Annotated in this window: 11 protein-coding genes, 1 tRNA gene and 2 pseudogenes; 7 read left to right on the top strand and 7 right to left on the bottom strand. The window is 55.7% G+C overall.

The genetic code is table 11. The features are described 5' to 3' along the window. Positions 1–58 precede the first annotated feature (58 nt). The 3 genes and pseudogenes from BN3796_RS01610 to BN3796_RS21105 all read left to right on the top strand — a co-directional run bounded on the left by BN3796_RS01610 (position 59) and on the right by BN3796_RS21105 (position 1,843). Entirely contained in the window at positions 59–586 is a 528-nt protein-coding gene (locus tag BN3796_RS01610; RefSeq protein WP_061706703.1) for a lipocalin family protein, read from the top strand. A 219-nt stretch (positions 587–805) separates the two neighbouring features. After that, positions 806–1,258, top strand: a pseudogene (locus BN3796_RS19815) (MFS transporter); the annotation flags it as partial. Between the two features lie 219 nt (positions 1,259–1,477). After that, on the top strand, positions 1,478–1,843 hold the full coding sequence (locus tag BN3796_RS21105; RefSeq protein ID WP_321572437.1) for a DUF1932 domain-containing protein: 366 nt from the start codon (positions 1,478–1,480) through the stop codon (positions 1,841–1,843). A 62-nt stretch (positions 1,844–1,905) separates the two neighbouring features. Here the strand turns inward: BN3796_RS21105 and BN3796_RS01620 are convergent. Then, positions 1,906–2,082, bottom strand: a pseudogene (locus tag BN3796_RS01620) (transcriptional regulator); the annotation flags it as partial. A gap of 57 nt (positions 2,083–2,139) precedes the next feature. Next, entirely contained in the window at positions 2,140–2,481 is a 342-nt protein-coding gene (locus BN3796_RS01625; protein ID WP_061706704.1) for a SymE family type I addiction module toxin, read from the bottom strand. A gap of 128 nt (positions 2,482–2,609) precedes the next feature. Between BN3796_RS01625 and BN3796_RS19820 the strand changes: the two genes are divergently transcribed. After that, positions 2,610–2,771 carry a YlcI/YnfO family protein gene (locus BN3796_RS19820; RefSeq protein WP_073885041.1) on the top strand — a complete coding sequence of 54 codons (162 nt, stop codon included), beginning with the start codon at positions 2,610–2,612 and terminating at the stop codon, positions 2,769–2,771. Positions 2,772–2,813: 42 nt separating this feature from the next. Here the strand turns inward: BN3796_RS19820 and BN3796_RS19825 are convergent, their stop codons facing one another. Further along, a complete protein-coding gene (locus BN3796_RS19825; RefSeq protein ID WP_073885042.1) occupies positions 2,814–4,550 on the bottom strand; it encodes a DUF262 domain-containing protein in 1,737 nt (578 codons plus the stop codon). 79 nt (positions 4,551–4,629) lie between these two features. Beyond that, a tRNA-Sec gene (locus tag BN3796_RS01630) sits at positions 4,630–4,724 on the bottom strand. 288 nt (positions 4,725–5,012) lie between these two features. On the opposite strand from BN3796_RS01630, the gene BN3796_RS01635 reads away from it, so the two are divergent. Beyond that, a complete protein-coding gene (locus BN3796_RS01635; RefSeq protein ID WP_061706705.1) occupies positions 5,013–6,404 on the top strand; it encodes a glycoside-pentoside-hexuronide family transporter in 1,392 nt (463 codons plus the stop codon). A gap of 12 nt (positions 6,405–6,416) precedes the next feature. Then, positions 6,417–8,735: an alpha-xylosidase gene (yicI, locus tag BN3796_RS01640; RefSeq protein ID WP_061706706.1), complete on the top strand. Its 2,319-nt coding sequence runs from the start codon at positions 6,417–6,419 to the stop codon at positions 8,733–8,735. Positions 8,736–9,372: 637 nt separating this feature from the next. On the opposite strand, the gene BN3796_RS01645 is transcribed toward yicI, so the two are convergent. Continuing rightward, entirely contained in the window at positions 9,373–11,064 is a 1,692-nt protein-coding gene (locus BN3796_RS01645) for an AsmA family protein (RefSeq protein WP_061706707.1), read from the bottom strand. A 119-nt stretch (positions 11,065–11,183) separates the two neighbouring features. Further along, entirely contained in the window at positions 11,184–12,575 is a 1,392-nt protein-coding gene (locus tag BN3796_RS01650) for a nucleobase:cation symporter-2 family protein (protein ID WP_061706708.1), read from the bottom strand. Positions 12,576–12,797: 222 nt separating this feature from the next. Between BN3796_RS01650 and gltS the strand changes: the two genes are divergently transcribed. Beyond that, on the top strand, positions 12,798–14,000 hold the full coding sequence (gene gltS / locus BN3796_RS01655) for a sodium/glutamate symporter (RefSeq protein WP_061706709.1): 1,203 nt from the start codon (positions 12,798–12,800) through the stop codon (positions 13,998–14,000). Between the two features lie 3 nt (positions 14,001–14,003). On the opposite strand, the gene recG is transcribed toward gltS, so the two are convergent. Continuing rightward, on the bottom strand, positions 14,004–16,085 hold the full coding sequence (gene recG, locus BN3796_RS01660; protein ID WP_061706710.1) for an ATP-dependent DNA helicase RecG: 2,082 nt from the start codon (positions 16,083–16,085) through the stop codon (positions 14,004–14,006).

The raw sequence follows: 16,085 nt of genomic DNA on the forward strand, positions 1-16,085 counted from the left end.
GGTAGAGCCTGCCGCCTGCACTACACTTAAACACAACGCATAGACGAAAGGAGTTCATATGAAGCTATGGCCTGTTGTCACCGGCGTCGCAATCGCGCTGACCCTGGTGGCCTGTCAGTCCCCCACGCCGCCGAAGGGCGTTCAGCCCATCACCAACTTTGACGCCAGCCGCTACCTTGGTAAATGGTATGAAGTCGCCCGCCTGGAGAACCGCTTCGAGCGCGGTCTGGAGCAGGTGACCGCGACCTACGGCAAGCGCAGCGACGGCGGGATCTCGGTCCTCAACCGCGGCTATGATCCGCAGAAGAACAAGTGGAACGAGAGCGAAGGTAAAGCCTACTTTACCGGCGCGCCGACCACCGCCGCGCTGAAGGTCTCCTTCTTCGGGCCGTTCTACGGTGGTTATAACGTGATCGCGCTGGATGATGAGTATAAATATGCGCTGGTGAGCGGGCCGAACCGCGACTACCTGTGGATCTTGTCCCGCACGCCGACCATCCCGGAGAAGGTGAAACAGGATTATCTGAACATCGCCCGCGGGCTGGGCTTCCGGGTGGATCAGCTGGTGTGGGTGAAGCATCAGTAATGTCGATATCGCTAACGCCCCAGGCTCACCATCCCGCCTGCCTGGGGCGGAACCGCGCCGCTTTTTTTCGCCACGTCCATCACAATATAAATAGAACTCATACCTGCCGCTGGTTTTTTGAACCGGACAGTGCCCCCTATCTGCCTTAAGTTGGTGACGAAAGTTCAATACATAACGCTAACCAGAACATTCGTACCGCCTGCTTAAGGAAGTGACCCTATGAATCACCCGAACGCTGTAGATGTGAAAGCGTGGATCGATGCCCGACCGATCTCGCGCTTTCAGTGGAATGTCCTGCTGCTCTGCTTTGTAATCATCATGCTGGATGGTTACGACGCGGCGGTTATGGGTTTTATTGCCCCTGCGCTGCTGGAGGACTGGGGTATCAGCCGTGCCGAACTCGGTCCCATTCTGGGGGCGGCCATGTTTGGCGTCGCCATCGGCGCGCTGGTAGCCGGACCGCTGTCAGACCGCTATGGCCGCAAGCAGATCCTGCTCTGGTCGGTGGCCTTTTTCGCCATTTTTAGCCTGGCGGCGGCGATGGCGCAAAGCCCGTCACAGCTGGCGCTGATGCGCTTTCTTACCGGTCTTGGGCTGGGGGCGGTGATGCCCAACTGCGTCACGCTGGTGGCGGAATATATGCCTGAGCGCCGCAAGGGGCTGATGATCACCCAGACCAAGCGGCAGGCCGCCGGATATTTTAAGCCCGGTGCTTACGTGGATGTGGCGGTCATGGCCCCGGTGCCGCCCGCCGGGCTTAACACGCCGCTGCTCACCGGCGGCCCGCAGGCGCAGGCCGTGACCTCTCTGCTGACTTCCCTGGGCTTTAATGCACGTTATGGCGCAGAGCGCGTCGGCAGCGTGTCGGCCATCAAAATGTGCCGCAGCGTGATGATTAAAGGTCTGGAAGCGCTGACCACAGAATGTCTGTTTGCCGCCCGGGAATATGGCGTGGAAGAGAAGGTGCTCGCCTCGCTGCACGCCAGCTTCCCGTCGCTGGGCTGGAACGCGACGTTCCCCGGCTACCTGATAAGCCGCGTCGCCGAGCACGGCATTCGCCGCAGCGAGGAGATGGAGGAGGTGGTCAAGACCCTGCGCGACGCGGGTGGAGAAGGGCTGATGAGCCAGGCGACGGCTGCCGCCCAGCGCCAGCTTCCCGAACGCATGGCGGCGTGCGGCGTGACCTATGCGCAGCTTGAACCCTTTGACTGGCAGATGCTGGCGCAGAAGGTGAGGAGTAGGGGAAGGCGAGCCTGAAGAGGAATTTATCTCTTCAGGCTCTTGCAGCCCAATGTTTGAAGAGGCCGATTTTTAGCTCATTTCCGCGTTGCTGGTGGTGGATAATCGGAACTATCCACCACCTGTTTTTGCGAGAGTTTTAACTCTTCACGTATCACTTGTGAATGGGTTTCGAAGATCATCTCATCCGCCATTTCCTTGATCCTTGCCTGGCTTTCTGGCGAGCGGGAAGCAATAATTTCGTTTAGAGTTTTCATTTTGTTGCCTCCATTTTTGTTATTCCCTTTCAGGGCCAGAGTATGCCTGAACAGCTATTAAACCGGATGGTTTGTGGTCGATTTTGCGAGCGTCTTTCCAGAGCGCTGAGACTGAATGGCCGCGAACGCTTCTTCTAAATGAACGAGCTGAGCTTTCGTCTGTTTGTAATCGTCCAGTAACTGCTGCTCTTTCTCGCTATACGCCACCAGAACGATACATCCTTTCATTACCTTTACCGTAACCTGATTGCCGGTATCAAACCCCGCCGCGCGCAGCCATTTTCCGGAAAGGATGATTTTGGGCGTAGATTTGTCGAAAACATTTGGGCGGTATCCCACTATTATCGAATGCTCGGTTCCGGATTGGTCGGTGTCTGGGGTAGAATGCGAATCAGCCATAATCAACTCCTTGATAGTTGGTGAGGTTAGACGCCATTTAGTGTTCCAACACTGCTGGGCGTTGCTTGAATTGGGAATCCATGTGGTAGGTACCACATGTAGATAAACTAACCGAAGTGGTACCTACCATGCAAGAGAAAAAGAAACCAAATTTTGATCGAACCAAAAGCACTATGAAGAACATTCGGTTCGAGGATGAGCTTTTGGAGCAGATTGAGAAAGCTGCGGGGAAAGGAAATTTTAGTAAGTGGGTTAAGGAAGCTTGTCGTAAAAGATTATTGGAAAAATAGCACAAAGGTAAGATACGAATTACCTTTGTGCGCAAACATAATTTAACCCCAAATAGTATCGTATGAAAGCTGTGCAAGAGCTGTTGTACGATTTTCTATATCTACTTGTGTCCATTGATGATTGTGTAAATTGCTCGATAAGAATTCTGCTACTACCCTGTAATCAGACTGCTCATATATGGCTTTTTTGGCGGAGAAATCAGCAATGTTTGCTCTGCCATTAATATCTTGTCCAAGAGGCAACAAGTTTCCTATAGTAGTTACTATAAAAGGATCAATAATCCTGTCTGATTGTGGTGCTATGTGTTCTAATGAAAGGTCTGCTGGCTCAAATTCGCTCGTTTGCCTCAAATATCTTTCATATTTGGTAAATATATATTGGATTAGTTTTTTATTTGCTGTGTTTTTGTTGGAGAATTGTAAGGTGTTAAATTTATCAATGAAATTCTGACGCGTAGGTTTTTTTTGTTGCAATGTATTTGTTAGCTCATTGATAACCGCTGAAGCTTGTTGCCTGTTGGATGCCGCTGATAAATTTCTGGCGCATTTGGCATAAAGACCTTCTATACCCGATGGGCGTAAACTACAAATCGCATTAAACATAAAATGAAAACTTTCTATTTTATTTAAAGTCATAATTAATTTTCTTTGCGAGATAATACTATTCATTCTTGCTTTAAATAAAGATAATAGAAAAGATCGCATTATACTTACGTTGAAAGTTTTAAGCGCAGCCAATGAATTATAGATTGGTCTCTGATCAGCTTGTCTCCAATCAGTTAATTGCGGTGATATAATTTTTACATAGATATCGCAATCTGAATGTAAACTATTTAAATATTGTTCTGCGGTAAAAGAACCTGCAGTCCATTGTTTTTTGAAAGCCTTATACAAATTTCTTTTACTTGTATAGGCAAAGGATGTTGTCCAATGGTGAATAGAATATTCTTCTAATCCTGCCGAAGTATCTCGTGACGATAATAATGTTACAATCTCATTCCATTTCTGTTTTGCAAAATCAATTGGATAAGTACCGCTCCATTCTTGTAGTATCTTATTTTTAATTAAGTCCACTGGACTTAAATTTATGCCTCTCGCATTGAGAATCTCAAAAATGGTGTACGCATCATCATTGTTTATTACATTTACTCTTATTATTTTTAAATGATCCGCTATAAGATCAATAAGAATATTTAATGTATCTACATAGGCAGCATCGTTGAAATCACCTTCAATACTGAAGGATTTTTGAAGAGAGGGTTTACTTACAATTTTATTTATTTGATTGAAAGCATTTTGTACAAGAACATCTTCTTCCGATATAACTTCTGTATCATGCTGCTCTAAATCTTGGATCATTAATCTAAAGTAATTAGTCGTGGAGCGTTTATCTAGTTTGGCAAATTCATTGCCCTGCCTATCTGAACCTTTTATAAAAGTTTCAAATAATGCACGTGACTGCCGTTCAGCACCTGCTGATTTTAGGGCTCTACAAATAGATGATAGAAACATTGTTATTACAGTTAATCGTTGCTGACCATCGACTACTTCTACTTCAAAACTATCATCTCGACCAGCCAAAACAAGAGTGCCAATGAAATATTCTTCGCATGTTAAATTTCCATTATCATCCTTTTCAATGCTATTAATTAAATCTGACCAGAGTTCATCAATATTATCTTTTGTCCATGAAAAGCCACGTTGATATCGTGGGATGAAATACTGTTTATTAACAGATAGTAGTGTGTTAATAGTAACCGGTTCAGCTTGGAAATTCATTCCTTAGTCCCCAATTTTCTACAGATCGAAAAGCGTAAGTGATATGTGCAAAATGTATTTATGAAAAGAAATAAAGAACTGGCGGAAGATCACAGGAGTCGAACCTGCCCGGGACCGCTGGCGGCCCCAACTGGATTTGAAGTCCAGCCACCTCACCGGAGATGACGATCTTCCGCGCCTGCATTGCTACATGGAGGCGGGGCGCATTATAGCCACTTTCCCTCCGTAACCACATACCCACACACACTTTTTTCGCCCTTCTTTTGACCTGCATTACCCCCTTTCGGTTAAATCTTAAGAAAATCCTCAGGTTAGCATTTCGTGCCTCGCGATCTTTATCGCGATCACAAAAAAGAAGAAACGTAACCTGCTAACCAGATATCAGAATACCCGTTTTCGAAACAATGGTTTAAAAACAAGAAACCGGTCTCAGCGCCCCCTACAGCGTGAAGGATAAAAAATATGAGCGAAGTTCTGTCTGTAAAAGAGAAGATTGGCTATGGCATGGGAGATGCCGCCAGCCACATCATTTTCGACAACGTCATGTTGTATATGATGTTTTTCTATACCGATATCTTTGGCATCCCCGCCGGATTCGTCGGCACGATGTTCCTGCTGGCGCGCGCGCTGGATGCCATCTCCGACCCCTGCATGGGGCTTATCGCCGACCGCACCCGCAGCCGCTGGGGTAAGTTCCGGCCATGGATTTTGTTCGGCGCGATCCCGTTCGGCATCGTCTGCGTGCTGGCCTACACCACGCCGGACCTCAGCCATAATGGCAAACTGATTTATGCCGCCATCACCTACACCCTGCTGACCCTGCTCTATACCGTGGTGAATATCCCTTACTGCGCGCTGGGCGGTGTTATCACCAACGATCCGACGCAGCGTATCTCCCTTCAGTCCTGGCGCTTCGTGCTGGCCACGGCAGGCGGCATGCTCTCCACGGTGCTGATGATGCCGCTGGTCAACCTGATTGGCGGCGATGACAAAGCGCTGGGCTTCCAGGGCGGGATCGCCGTGCTGTCAGTGGTCGCCTTTATGATGCTCGCTTTCTGTTTCTTCACCACCAAAGAGCGTATCCAGGTGCCGCCGAGCACCACCTCCATGCGGGAAGATCTGCGCGATATCTGGCGCAACGACCAGTGGCGCATCGTCGGTCTGCTCACCATCCTCAACATCCTCGCCGTCTGCGTGCGCGGCGGGGCGATGATGTACTACTGCACCTGGATTATGGGGTCGCCGGAGATGTTCGTGGCGTTCCTCACCACTTACTGCGTGGGCAACCTTATCGGCTCCGCGCTGGCCAAGCCGCTCACCGACTGGAAATGCAAGGTCAGCGTCTTCTGGTGGACCAACGCCCTGCTGGCTGTGGCGAGCGTGGCGATGTTCTTCGTGCCGATGCACGCCACAGTGCTGATGTTCAGCTTTATCTTCGTGATTGGCGTCCTACACCAGCTGGTGACCCCGATCCAGTGGGTGATGATGTCCGACACCGTCGATTATGGCGAATGGACTAACGGCAAACGCCTCACCGGTATTAGCTTTGCTGGCACCCTGTTTGTCCTCAAACTCGGCCTGGCGCTCGGCGGCGCGCTTATCGGCTGGATGCTGGCGGGCGGCGGCTACGACGCCGCAGCCAAAACCCAGAATGGCACCACCATCACCATTATCATCAGCCTGTTTACCATCGTGCCGGCCATCTGCTATCTGCTGAGCGCCGTGATCGCCAAACGCTACTACACGCTGAAAACGCCGTTCCTGACCAAAATCCTGGGCGAGCTGGCGCAGGGCGCGCGCCGCAATCAGGAAGAGTTTGACGCGATGCCGGTCGGTAAAGAGTTACAGAACTAAGAGGAAGAGAAGATGAAAATCAGTGACGGAAACTGGCTCATTCAACCGGGTCTTAACGTGGTCTATCCGGTGCAGGTGTTCGATGTCGAACAGCAGGACAATGAGCTGGTTGTCTATGTTGCGCCGCGCGACGTGCGCGAACGTACCTGGCAGCTGGATACGCCGCTCTTTACGGTCCGCCTGTTCTCCCCGCAGGAGGGGATCATCGGCGTTCGCCTGGAACACTTTCAGGGCGCGCTGGATAACGGCCCCCACTATCCCCTGAACGTTCTTAAGGATCTGCCGGTAGAGATTGAAAACACGGCGGAGTATGCGGAGCTGAAAAGCGGCCATCTCAGCGTGCGCGTCACCAAAGGGGAGTTCTGGTCGCTCGATTTTCTGCGCGACGGGCAGCGTATTACCGGCAGCCAGTTGAAAAACAACGGCTACGTGCAGGACAGCAATACCGATCGCAACTATGTGTTTGAACGTCTGGATCTGGGCGTGGGGGAGACGGTCTACGGCCTCGGAGAGCGTTTTACCGCGCTGGTGCGTAACGGCCAGACGGTGGAGACCTGGAACCGCGACGGCGGCACCAGCACCGAACAGTCCTATAAAAATATCCCCTTCTATCTCACCAACCGCGGCTACGGCGTGCTGGTCAATCACCCGGAAAACGTCTCCTTTGAAGTGGGCTCCGAGAAGGTCTCTAAGGTGCAGTTCAGCGTTGAAGGGGAGCATCTGGAATATTTTGTCATCGACGGCCCGACGCCAAAAGCGGTGCTGAACCGCTATACGCAGTTTACCGGCCGCCCGGCGCTGCCGCCCGCGTGGTCCTTCGGCCTGTGGCTGACCACCTCGTTCACCACTAACTACGACGAAGCGACGGTAAACAGCTTTATCGACGGTATGGCCGGGCGCAATCTGCCGCTGCACGTCTTTCATTTCGACTGCTTCTGGATGAAGGCCTTCCAGTGGTGCGATTTTGAATGGGATCCGGTCACCTTCCCGGACCCGGAAGGGATGATTCGCCGCCTGAAGGAGAAAGGGCTGAAGGTCTGCGTCTGGATCAACCCTTACATCGGCCAGAAATCGCCGATCTTTAAAGAGCTGAAGGAGAAGGGCTATCTGCTCAAACGTCCGGATGGTTCCTTGTGGCAGTGGGATAAATGGCAGCCGGGGCTGGCAATCTATGACTTCACCAACCCGGAGGCCTGCAAATGGTACGCCGACAAGCTGAAAGGGCTGGTCAATATTGGCGTTGACTGCTTCAAGACCGACTTCGGCGAGCGCATCCCGACCGATGTGCAGTGGTTTGACGGTTCCGATCCGCAGAAAATGCACAACCATTATGCCTACATCTACAACGAACTGGTGTGGAACGTGCTGAAAGAGACGGTCGGCGAGGAAGAGGCGGTGCTCTTTGCCCGTTCCGCCTCCGTTGGCGCACAGCAGTTCCCGGTGCACTGGGGCGGCGACTGCTACGCCAATTACGAATCGATGGCGGAAAGTCTGCGCGGCGGGCTGTCGATTGGTCTCTCCGGCTTTGGCTTCTGGAGCCACGATATTGGCGGGTTCGAGAATACCGCCCCGGCGCACGTCTATAAGCGCTGGTGCGCGTTCGGGCTGCTCTCCAGCCACAGCCGCCTGCATGGCAGCAAATCCTATCGCGTGCCGTGGGCTTACGATGAAGAGTCCTGCGACGTGGTGCGCCACTTTACCGAGCTGAAATGCCGGATGATGCCCTATCTCTACCGGCAGGCGGCGCTGGCGCGCGAGTGCGGCACGCCGATGCTGCGCGCCATGATGCTGGAGTTCCCGGACGATCCGGCGTGCGACTATCTCGATCGCCAGTACATGCTGGGCGACGCGGTGATGGTGGCCCCCGTCTTCTCCGAGGCCGGGGAGGTGCAGTTTTACCTGCCGGAAGGGCGCTGGACGCACCTGTGGCGCAACGATGAGATCGCGGGCTGCCGCTGGCATAAACAGCAGCACGATTTCCTGAGCCTGCCGGTCTATGTGCGTGAAAACACGCTGCTGGCGCTGGGTAATAACAGCCAGAAGCCGGACTACGCGTGGAACGAGCAGACAGCGTTCCAGCTCTTTAATCTGCAGGATGGGGCAACAGCGGTGAGTGAAGTGCCGACGGCGGATGGAACGGTGATCTTCACCCTTACGGCATCCCGTCAGGGCGACACCGTGACCGTGAAGGGTGAAGGTGATGCGCGGAACTGGTCGCTCTGTTTGCGCAATGTACAGCAGATTAGCGGTGTTGAGGGCGGTTCACACAGCGGCAGCGAGTGGGGCGTGGTGGTGAGTCCGCAGGGCAGCGAGGTGGTGGTTAAGCTGTAGTGGCCTTCCCCTCACCCTAACCCTCTCCCCAAAGGGGAGAGGGGACGGATTGTGCCAGCGGGTAACTTTTTATCTTTGTAGGCCAGGTAAGGCGCAGCCGCCACCCGGCTTATTTACTGCGCCGGAGCGGTGGATACCACACCGCCCCTAACCCTCTCCCCAAAGGGGAGAGGGGACAGATTGTGCCAGCGGGTGGCTTTTTATCTTTGTAGGCCGAGTAAGGCGCAGCCGCCACCCGGCTTATTTACTGCGCCGGAGCGGTGGATACCACACCGCCCCTAACCCTCTCCCCAGAGAGGAGAGGGGACAGATTGTGCCAGCGGGTAGCTTTTTATCTTTGTAGGCCAGGTAAGGTGCAGCCGCCACCCGGCTTATTTACTGCGCCGGAGCGGTGGATACCACACCGCCCCTAACCCTCTCCCCAAAGGGGAGAGGGGACGGATTGTGCCAGCGGGTAGCTTTTTATTTTTGTAGGCCGGGTAAGGCGCAGCCGCCACCCGGCTTATTTATTGCGCCGGAGCGGTGGATACCACGCCGCCCCTAACCCTCTCCCCAAAGAGGAGAGGGGACAGATTGTGCCAGCGGGTAGCTTTTTATCTTTGTAGGCCGGGTAAGGCGCAGCCGCCACCCGGCTTATTTACTGCGCCGGAGCGGTGGATACCACGCCGCCCGTCATTATCTGCGTGACCTGCTGCTTGTCCATATTCACCGCGCTCAGCTTGCCATTCACCGTCGGTTTTAACGGCGTTTTCGCCTGCACGCTCCCGCTGGCGGTCAGCTGGATATTGCCATCGCCGCTAACGGGCAGCGCGGGCCAGCCCCATTGCTCGAGCACGTTGAGCGGTACGCCGCGCCCGGTCAGGCTCACCGTGGTCTGGCGCTGCGGCAGTTGCGACACGGTCGCGGTCGCCTCCAGGATGCCCTTCTCGGTAAAGGCGCTCAGCTCGGTGATGTTAACCGTGGAGGCATTAGCGTTCAGCGTCATCGACGGACGTCTCACGTCCACCCGGTTAAAGGTTGCCGCCGCGCCGTTCAGTTTGGCGCCGCCGCCCCAGATCCCCCACTGTCGGTTCTTCACCAGCTGTAACCCGCCGCCGTAGCCGTCAAGGGCGGTGATCTGCCACGGGAACGCCGGGTCGATATCAATCACCAGGTTACGGCTCAGGCCAAATTTCTTCAGCGTCACGCTCTGCAGCCAGGCCGGCAGCGGCTCCAGCCAGAGGGATTTCCAGTTTTCCGGCAGGGTATATTCCAGCCCGGCGATGGCGGCGTCATCCAGTACCAGCGCTTTGCCGTTGCGCAGCCAGTTGCCGGAGGTCCGCACCATGCCCCCTTCCCAGCGGGAAGTAAACTGGCGCAGCGCAATGCCCTGGGGGGAGAACTCAGCGTTGATGATGGGATCGAAAAGATGCAGCGAACCGTATATAAACTCGCTCGCGTTCATAGAGAGCCGTCCCTCCTCGCTCTGCCAGTCGTCCTTGCTGAGCGTCAGCCCGCGCAGGCTTAAATCGAGATCGGTCACCGCCCAGTCAGGACCCTGTAGCCGGGCATCGGTCACCTCCAGGCGGCCAATTTTCAGCGAGGGCAGCGTGGTGACAGGGGCGAAAAATTCTGCCAGAGTTTTGTCGCTTTGCAGACGGATATCGGTTAAGCGCAGGGTATCGATAACCCAGCTACCGTCCGCATTGCGGCGGGCGGTGCCGGTCAGCGCGCCGCGCGCCATATCCGCGCCGATCGTGTCCAGCGTCACTTCGTTACCGTTCAGCGTCCCCTGAATCAGCACGTTGCTGGCGGGAACGCCGTTCAACGTCAACGATCCGGCGCTCATCTGAATGTGTGCCTTTTTACCCAGCACGTTACCCGCTTCCGGCTGCCAGGGGGTGACGCCACCGGTCACCTTCTGGGCGCTCAGATCCCAGCCGGTGTTCGGGCTGTTGAAGGCCATATTGTTCAGCTGTAACCGGTCGGCCCGGAAAGGGAGGGGAGCGGTCTGCGAAGAGAGATTCAGCGTCCCGTCGGCCAGCGTAATGGTATCCATATGCATCGGATCGGTGACCTGACGGCTGCTCAGGCCGATATCAACCGTTTTCGCCACCAGCGTGGCGGGTTTGCCGTCGCGCCCGAAGGTAACGTTTTGCAGAACGAGGTGCGATGGGGAAGAGAAACGGTGGTCCATCAGATCAAAATTGAGTTCGTAATCCGTATTCACCGTGATCCAGCTGCTGACCTGCGCCGCGCCCCAGCGCGTCTGGATAAGGAAATAGAGAGCCAGAATGGCGATAAGAATCGCTATTAAAACAAAAAGGATCAGCTTTCCAATAAATTTCATGGTCTTCCATCCGGTAAAACGCAGATAGAGGAGTTATGCACGATTTATATGCAATGCTCAAGGCGGGAATAGTGTAATTAGGTTACCCGGCAGGTATTGACCGCCTGCCGGGATAACGATTAGCGCTTTTCGGGCGGGAGGATGAGATTGAGCACAATGGCGGTAATACCGCCTGCGGCGATGCCGGAAGAGAGCAGGTTTTTCACCCAGTCCGGCGCAAACTGCAGGATCAGCGGCTGCTGAGAAACGCCGAGACCCACCGCCAGCGACAGGGCGATAATCATAATCGCGCGGCGGTTCAGCGGCTCGCGGGAGACGATACGCACGCCAGAGGCGGCGATGGTGCCGAACATCACCAGCGTGGCGCCGCCAAGTACCGGCTCAGGAATGTGCTGCACAAAGCCGCTGACCGCCGGGAACAGGCCCAGCAGGATCAGCATCAGCGCTACCACAAAGCCCACATAGCGGCTGGCAACGCCCGTCAGCTGAATCACCCCGTTGTTCTGCCCGAAGCAGGAGTTGGGGAAGGTGTTAAACAGCGCCGAGACAAAGGAGTTCAGACCGTTCGCCAGCACGCCCCCCTTCAGACGTTTCATATAGAGCGAGCCGGAAACCGGCTGCTCAGAGACATCAGAGGTGGCGGTAATATCCCCGATTGTCTCCAGCGAGGTGATCATAAAGACCAGCATCAGCGGCAGCAGCAAACTCCAGTCGATGCCCAGGCCGTAATAGAGCGGCGACGGCACCATGATCAGCGCAGTGCTGGCAGGCGCACTGTTTTCCGGCAGCATGTCCAGCGCCCATGCCAGCAGGTATCCCGCCGCCATAGCGATCACCAGCGAGGCGACGCGCAGATAGGGGTTACGCTGTCGGTTAAGCAGGATGATGATCGCCAGTACCACGCCCGCCAGCAGCAGGTTTTTTGGCGCGCCGAACGTATGATCGTTCATGGCCGCATACCCGCCGCCGATAGAGGTCAGGCCAACCTGGATCAGCGACAGCCCGATAATCATTACCACGACGCCGGAGACCAGCGGGGTAATAATGCGCCGCGCCAGATGCAGCACACGGGAGATCACCATTTCAGTACAGCTGGCGAGCATCAGCGTGCCAAACAGCGCCGCCATCATAGTCGGCACATCCGCGCCGCCAGTTTTCAGCGCCGTCCCGCCCATGATCAGCGGGGCGACAAAGTTGAAGCTGGTGCCCTGAATCGACAGCAAACCCGACCCCACCGGCCCCCAGGCTTTAATCTGAATAATCGAGGCAACACCTGAGGCGAAGAGCGACATGCTGATAATGTGCTGTGTATCCTGGGCGGGTAAACCGAGCGCCTGACAGATCAGCAGCGCAGGTGTAATCACGGCAACGAACATCGCCAGAAGGTGCTGACAGGCGGCGAAAAGCGTCTGCGCGAGCGGCGGTCGGTCCTCAAGTCGGTAGATAAGTTCACTATTATGTGGCTGCGCAATCGGTTGCGCATCGGGTTGCTCTACGGCATTTACGGACATTTGCGACAATTCCAGGGGTGAAAAGCGGGCATTTTAGCTGACCAGTTGGTAAAAGCAAACGATTGCAGTGTAAAAAAAGGGGTAATCAGCCCATTCAGTAAAGGGTTTTTCTATAAGCAAACGTCAAAGTTCATTACAATTTTGGGCCGGTTGTTCATGAAGAGCGCAAACCGGCCAGGAAAACGACGCGACGCATGAAGCTCGCGCTATAAGGAGCCACCTATGATTCATCTTGATACGTTATCGACGCTTGTTGCGGCAACGCTTGTGTTACTGCTGGGCCGAAAGCTGGTTCAAACCGTTCCCCTTCTTAAAAAATATACTATCCCGGAGCCCGTTGCGGGCGGGCTGCTGGCAGCGCTGGCGCTGCTGGTGCTGAAAAAAAGCATGGGCTGGGAGATCGATTTTGATATGTCCCTGAAAGATCCCCTTATGCTGGCTTTCTTCGCCACGATTGGTCTGAACGCCAACCTGGCGAGCCTGCGCTTTGGCGGCAAGGTGCTGGGGACATTTCTGATTGTGGTGGTGGGGTTGCTGCTGGTGCAGAACGCCATTGGAATCGGCATGGCTTCCATGCTGGGGCTGGATCCGCTGATGGGTTTACTCGCCGGGTCGATCACCCTGTCTGGCGGCCACGGTACGGGCGCGGCCTGGAGTAAGGTCTTTATTGAGCGCTACGGCTTTCAGAACGCGACTGAAGTGGCGATGGCCTGCGCCACCTTCGGGCTGGTGCTGGGGGGGCTGATTGGCGGGCCGGTGGCGCGCTATCTGGTTAAACACTCCGCGACGCCGGATGGCCGGCCGGATGACGAGCTGGTGCCTACCGCCTTTGAAAAGCCGGAAGTGGGCCGCGTGATCACCTCGCTGGTGCTGATTGAGACGATTGCGATGATTGCCATCTGTCTGACGGTGGGCAAAATCGTTGCGCAATGGCTGGCGGGCACCGCCTTCGAACTGCCCACCTTTGTCTGCGTGCTGTTTGTGGGGGTCTTATTAAGCAATGGCATGGCGATACTGGGTTTCTATCGCGTCTTTGATCGTGCGGTATCGGTGCTGGGCAACGTCAGTTTGTCGCTCTTCCTGGCGATGGCGTTAATGAGCCTCAAGCTCTGGGAGCTGGCTTCGCTGGCGCTGCCGATGGTCGCCATCCTGGCGGTGCAGGCGGTGGTGATGGCGCTCTATGCGATCTTTGTCACCTGGCGGATGATGGGGAAAAACTACGATGCGGCGGTGCTGGCGGCGGGTCACTGCGGCTTTGGCCTGGGGGCGACGCCGACCGCTATCGCCAACATGCAGGCGATCACCGACCGGTTTGGTCCGTCGCATATGGCTTTTCTGGTGGTACCGATGGTGGGCGCGTTTTTTATCGATATCGTGAACGCGCTGGTCATTAAGCTCTATCTGATGCTGCCGATCTTCGGCTGACCGTCAGACGTTGGAATAACGCTCGGTTTCGGGCATCCAGCGCTCAATTAACGCTGCCGCCTGTTCGGGGTAGCGTTCATGAATATGACGCGCCAGGCGCTGAACGTCGGGGATCATCGCCTGGTCGCGCAGTAAGTCAGCCACTTTAAATTCCGCGTTACCGGTCTGGCGCGTACCCAGCAGCTCGCCGGGGCCACGGATTTCCAGATCTTTTTGCGCAATGACAAACCCGTCGCTGCTGTCGCGCAGCACCTGCAGCCTTTTTTGCGCGGTTTTAGAGAGAGGCGATTTGTAAAGCAATACGCAGTGGGAGGCCACCGCGCCGCGTCCGACGCGACCCCGCAGCTGGTGGAGCTGGGCCAGACCCAGACGTTCCGGGTTTTCGATAATCATCAGGCTGGCGTTGGGTACGTCCACCCCCACTTCAATCACCGTGGTGGCGACCAGCAGGTGCAGCTCGCCCTGCTTAAAGCTCTGCATCACCGCCTGTTTTTCAGCCGGTTTCATGCGCCCGTGCACCAGGCCCACCTTCAGCTCAGGCAGCGCCAGCTTCAGCTCTTCCCACGTCGCTTCCGCCGCCTGCGCTTCCAGCAGATCGGACTCTTCAATAAGGGTGCAGACCCAGTAGGCCTGGCGGTTCTCCTGCGTGCTGGCGTGGCGTACGCGATCGATAATTTCGCCGCGGCGGGTATCGGGAATAGCGACGGTGGTCACCGGCGTGCGGCCCGGCGGCAGCTCGTCGATGGTGGAAGTATCGAGATCCGCGTAGGCGGTCATCGCCAGCGTGCGGGGAATGGGGGTTGCGGTCATGATCAGCTGATGCGGGTGAAAGCCCTGCTGCAGCCCCTTCTCCCACAGCGCCAGACGCTGGTGTACGCCGAAGCGGTGTTGTTCGTCGATGATCACCAGCGCAAGGCCGTGAAACTGCACCTGCTCCTGGAAGATAGCATGGGTGCCGACAATCATCTGCACCTGCCCGCTGGCGATCGCTTCCTGTTGCGCAAGCCGCGCCTTGCCTTTCTGTTTACCGGCAAGCCAGCCCACCTCAATGCCTAACGTGGCAAACCAGTTGCGGAAGTTAACGGCGTGCTGTTCGGCCAGTAGCTCCGTCGGGGCCATCAGCGCCACCTGTCTGCCGTGCGCGATGGCGCGCAGCGCGGCCAGCGCCGCCACCAGCGTTTTGCCGGAGCCTACATCGCCCTGTACCAGCCGCATCATCGGTACGTCCAGCGCCATGTCGCGCTCAATCTCGGCCACCACCCGCGCCTGCGCGCCGGTGGGTTTAAAGGGCAGGGAGGCTAACAGCTTATCTTTTAAATCGTCTTTTACGGTAAGCGGCTGCGCGTGGAAGCGCTGCGCGCCGGCACGAAGCGCCAGCATGCTCAGGTTATGCGCCAGTAGCTCCTCAAGGATGAGCCGCCGCTGGGCCGGATGCTGGCCGCTCTCCAGCTCCGTAAGCTGTAACGAAGGAGGCGGGCGGTGCAGAGTGCGCAGCGCCTCCGGCAGGCTCATCATCCCCTGCGCCAGCTCGGGCGGCAGCAGCTCGGCAATGGCACAGGTATCCAGCAGATCCAACGCCTGATCGGTTAGTTTGCGTAGCGTTGCCTGCTTCACCCCTTCTGTGGTGGGGTAGACCGGCGTAAGCGTCTCCTGCATCTCCGGCGTGCTGAGATCGCCCTGTACGCGGTATTCCGGGTGGATCATCTCCGCGCCATATTTACCACGTTTGGCTTCACCGTAGGCCAGAACGCGCCGTCCGGTGGCAAGGCTATTTTTCATCGCCGCGCTGAAGTTGAAAAAGCGCAGAGTGAGGATGCCCGAGCCGTCGCTGATCTGGCAGGTCATCATCCGTCGTCCGCCGAAAGTGACGTTGCAGTTCAGCACTTCGCCTTCAACGGTGGCGTAGACGCCCGGCAGCAGATCGCCAATCTGGTAAAGATGGGTGCGATCTTCATAGCGTAAGGGGAGATGCAGCAGGAGATCCTGCACGGTGTGCAGGCCGATTTTAGCGAGCTTGCTGCTTTGCGCCGCACCGACGCCCGTCAGCGAATTTAGCGGAATGGCATCCAGCAGACGGCCTTTCAT

The organism is Pseudenterobacter timonensis (assembly GCF_900021175.1).
GTDB classification, from domain to species: Bacteria; Pseudomonadota; Gammaproteobacteria; order Enterobacterales; family Enterobacteriaceae; genus Enterobacter; species Enterobacter timonensis.

Excerpts from the sequence above, each read along its gene's own strand:
- BN3796_RS19820 (WP_073885041.1), top strand. The coding sequence starts at position 2,610 with ATGCAAGAGAAAAAGAAACCAAATTTTGATCGAACCAAAAGCACTATG.
- BN3796_RS01635 (WP_061706705.1), top strand. The coding sequence starts at position 5,013 with ATGAGCGAAGTTCTGTCTGTAAAAGAGAAGATTGGCTATGGCATGGGA.
- yicI (WP_061706706.1), top strand. The coding sequence starts at position 6,417 with ATGAAAATCAGTGACGGAAACTGGCTCATTCAACCGGGTCTTAACGTG.
- BN3796_RS19825 (WP_073885042.1), bottom strand. The coding sequence starts at position 4,550 with ATGAATTTCCAAGCTGAACCGGTTACTATTAACACACTACTATCTGTT.
- BN3796_RS01650 (WP_061706708.1), bottom strand. The coding sequence starts at position 12,575 with ATGTCCGTAAATGCCGTAGAGCAACCCGATGCGCAACCGATTGCGCAG.
- recG (WP_061706710.1), bottom strand. The coding sequence starts at position 16,085 with ATGAAAGGCCGTCTGCTGGATGCCATTCCGCTAAATTCGCTGACGGGC.
- BN3796_RS01645 (WP_061706707.1), bottom strand. The coding sequence starts at position 11,064 with ATGAAATTTATTGGAAAGCTGATCCTTTTTGTTTTAATAGCGATTCTT.
- BN3796_RS21105 (WP_321572437.1), top strand. The coding sequence starts at position 1,478 with ATGATTAAAGGTCTGGAAGCGCTGACCACAGAATGTCTGTTTGCCGCC.
- BN3796_RS01610 (WP_061706703.1), top strand. The coding sequence starts at position 59 with ATGAAGCTATGGCCTGTTGTCACCGGCGTCGCAATCGCGCTGACCCTG.
- BN3796_RS01625 (WP_061706704.1), bottom strand. The coding sequence starts at position 2,481 with ATGGCTGATTCGCATTCTACCCCAGACACCGACCAATCCGGAACCGAG.
- gltS (WP_061706709.1), top strand. The coding sequence starts at position 12,798 with ATGATTCATCTTGATACGTTATCGACGCTTGTTGCGGCAACGCTTGTG.